At 46.5% G+C, this 3,521-nt stretch carries 3 protein-coding genes; all 3 read left to right on the top strand.

Going from position 1 to position 3,521, the window contains the following annotated elements; translation table 11 throughout:
• Positions 1–182 (top strand): hypothetical protein (locus H6B10_RS13315; protein ID WP_204652054.1); only part of this gene is annotated, 182 nt, incomplete at its 5' end.
• Positions 183–401: 219 nt separating this feature from the next.
• Entirely contained in the window at positions 402–1,994 is a 1,593-nt protein-coding gene (locus H6B10_RS13310; RefSeq protein WP_204652053.1) for a sensor histidine kinase, read from the top strand.
• Position 1,995: 1 nt separating this feature from the next.
• The coding region (locus H6B10_RS13305; protein WP_204652052.1) for a response regulator transcription factor at positions 1,996–3,521 on the top strand (1,526 nt) is incomplete at its 3' end.

Below are 3,521 nucleotides of genomic sequence, written 5' to 3'. Positions count from 1 at the left end.
CCAGGGCGCGCATCAGGGGGCTGTCCGGATTAAAAACGCCTCTCAATGAGTTCTCCTCCTTTTTTTCAGGATGTAAATATTCACCAAAAACAGCGATTCAGATTGTACACTATTCAATCTGTTATTTGATTGACAATGGTTCTGCGGCTGGATTATACTGGCATTATACTTTGCACCGCTAAAAATAGCAAGGTCCTTTTGCAACATTCACCGGTAAGGAGCTTTGTATGAACCGGTTTCATCATGTCAGAATCAAGCTGGAGAGTTTTCTCAATAACTTAAGCCTGAAGAAAAAACTTCGATATCTTTATTTTTTATGTATTCTGGTCCCCATATTTTTGACCGATATTGTAATTTTACATGCATTAACCAAGAACGAGCATGCCGAGCAGCTGCACCAGATGGAAAAAATAGCCAAATCAGTGCAGTCGATGCTTTCCGCCGCCACAGAAGATTCCGCGCTGATTTCTACCAGCCTGTATATGGATAACTCCCTCCAGGATTTTGTGAGCCGGCAATATGCCAGTCCCCGGGACTATTTTTCAAGTTACCGAGAATACATCCACAATTCTTTGCTGCAGGGTGTTTCCCGGATCACAAATTCTGTCATACGGGTGTATACAGACAATGAAACCCTGATAAACGGCAATGAATTTGCACGGTTATCCACCGTTTCGCAGGAGCCCTGGTATCAGCAGTATACTGCGGATGGCTACAGCCCGCGGCTTCTTTTTTCTTATGATGAAACAGATGGGCGCCAGGTGTTGTTTTTACGTGGGATGAATGGCCTTTACAGCGATAAGGCGGAGCGCCTTTTGTGTATTGAAATCAATTACAGCACGCTGGACCGCGATTTCCAGAACATGGGGTATAACTATTCAGTTTATGTATGCAGCGGTAACCGGATTTTGCTTACGAACGCAATGCCCAATTATCGTTGGCAGCCTTATGACACATTCTCCCCGTCTGATTCGGTAGGCTTGTCCCAGCATTTTACCCTTTACGGGGAAGATCTGGACATCTATGTGATGGAACCAAGCGGCAACGTTTTAGCCCTGATTCGCCAAAACATCCATATCCTGATCCTGCTGCTGATCCTGAACATTATTCCCCCGCAGCTTTTGATGAATCTGCTGGAGAATTCCATTACTTCTCGTCTTTTCCGTCTGGAAAAAGTCTTCAACCAGATGGACAGCAACGTGTTGATCAAGATTTCCGGGCCAAGCGGTCAAGATGAGATCGGCAGTCTGATGGACAACTACAACCGCATGGCTGACCGGATGAACAGCCTGATTGACACCGTCTACCGATGCCGACTGAAAGAGCAGGAGATGGATATTGCCCGGCAGAACGCAGAGCTGATGGCTTTATACAGCCAAATCAATCCCCATTTTCTGTTCAACGCACTGGAAAGCATCCGTATGCACAGCATCCTGAAAAAAGAAGAAGAAACCGCCGATATGATACAGAAATTGGCCATAATGACGCGCCAAAACGTGGATTGGCCCTCGGATTCCAATACCATTAAGCGTGAGCTGGCGTTTGTTGAAGCGTACCTGGCCTTGCAAAAATATCGCTTCGGGGAGCGCCTTTCGTATCAAATCAATGCGCAGGAAGATTGCCAGAACATCCTGGTTCCGAAATTGACCATTACCACCTTTGTGGAAAATGCCTGTGTGCACGGTATTGAAGCAAAATCTTCTCCCGGTTGGATTTTTGTACGCGTGTATACAGAAAACGATGCGCTTTGCATGGAAATTGAAGATACCGGTGGCGGTATGGACGAGGCCGAGGCAGAACGTATTCAAGACCGGATGCGCAACGCCAGCCTGAAAATGTTAAAAGAAAAAGGACGCGTAGGCATGGTGAACACCTGCCTGCGCATCCGCATGATGACGGAGGATACTGCACAGTTCTCGGTGGAAAGCGAGCCGGGCATTGGAACACTTGTTTCGATTCGGTTCCCTCTAAACAAAGCAATAAGGGCGGAGTGACATGTTAAAAGTTATTATCGTAGATGATGAGCAGTTTATTGCGCAAGGTTTGCAGGCGTTGATTGACTGGAACGCCGCAGGCTATGAAGTGGCTGCCGTTTTGTCCGACGGGCAGGAGGCTTTGGAGTACATAAAAAAGTTACCCGTTGACCTTGTCATCACCGACGTTATGATGCCAAAAATGACCGGACTTGAATTACTGGAAACTGTTCGCCGGGAGAATCTTTCCAACGCCGGTTTCGTGATTCTGAGCGGATACAGTGAGTTTTCCTACGCTCAAAAAGCGCTGCGCTACGGGTGTATCGACTATCTTCTCAAACCGGTGGAAAAGCAAGATCTGTTATCCATTCTCAGCAAATACAATAACATCTCGCAAAACAGCAAAATGGAGGAGCAGTACGAACTGGCCTATCAAGCCCGGTGTTTGATCTCGTTGCTGTTCGGCAAATATGATCCCAACGGCGTGGATTATCTGCATAAGCATCTGGATTTTTCGGACGGCGTTCGTTACATTGAAATTTCCGCTTGCCATTCTTCGGACAGCGAAGATGACGATGATGAGAACCACTTCCGTATGGTGCAGCGTGACCTGTACCAAAGCTGTGTGCAAATTTTAGGCGAGGACCGGAGCCGGTGTTTCTGTGACGCTTCGCTGGATCGCGTTGGGTATGGGATTGCTTTTGTTTACAGCGGTGCGCTTGCCCGAAATGCCGGCTGTTCCGAAACACAGTATATCCAGGATTTTTATAAGAAATTGGGTGTTTCGACACAACACGAATTGCGATTTCTGGTTGGCAAAAAAGTGGACGATATCACCACTGTTTCTGAATCGTATGATACCGTCTGCGGGCTGAAAAACCTTTGCGCCTTCCGCCAGCAAAAATCGATCTATTATTACGAGGAAGAGTTATTGGTTCCGCAAGAAAGAGCCGTTTTGTGCAAAGATACCCTGGATCAGTTGATTACCGCCATTGAACTGAATGAGCAGGAACGCATCGGCTCCGAAATAGACCATTTGTTTGCCGAAATGCAGCAGCGTGGCGTACATGACAAAGATATCAGCCTGAACTTAAATTATCTTTTGTTCCGGCTTATGCATCTTGCATCCAATTTGGACAACGAAGCCAACCAGAAGGAAATGCTGCAATTTATCAGCGCGCAGTCTTTCCGGGAAGGAATTTCCCGCGGGAGCCGACAGCATCTGTTCCGCTTTGCACGCGAGTATGCAGACTACCTTTCCCTTCTGCGAAAAAATATCTCCATCGATATTTTGGATTCTATCGACAAGGAAATCCAGGAACACTACTCGGAAAACCTGACGTTGCAGGGCTTGGGCAAAAAATACTATATCAACAGTGCATACTTAGGGCAAATCTTCCGCAAAAAATACGGACAGTCCTTTAAAAACTATTTGTGTTCTTACCGTATTAACGAAGCGTGCCGCCAGCTATTGTACACAAACAAGCAGATCGGCCGCATTGCCGAAGATGTGGGCTATAAAGATGTGGATTATTTCCTTTGCAAATT

Origin of the sequence: Gemmiger formicilis (genome assembly GCF_016901605.1) — a bacterium.
In the GTDB taxonomy this organism is placed as follows: domain Bacteria; phylum Bacillota; class Clostridia; order Oscillospirales; family Ruminococcaceae; genus Gemmiger; species Gemmiger formicilis_B.
Note: the sequence above shows the minus strand (reverse complement) of the source record. Positions and strands in the feature narration are given on the sequence as shown.

Coding starts and splice junctions, on each gene's coding strand:
- H6B10_RS13310 (WP_204652053.1), top strand. CDS start 402: ATGGAAAAAATAGCCAAATCAGTGCAGTCGATGCTTTCCGCCGCCACA.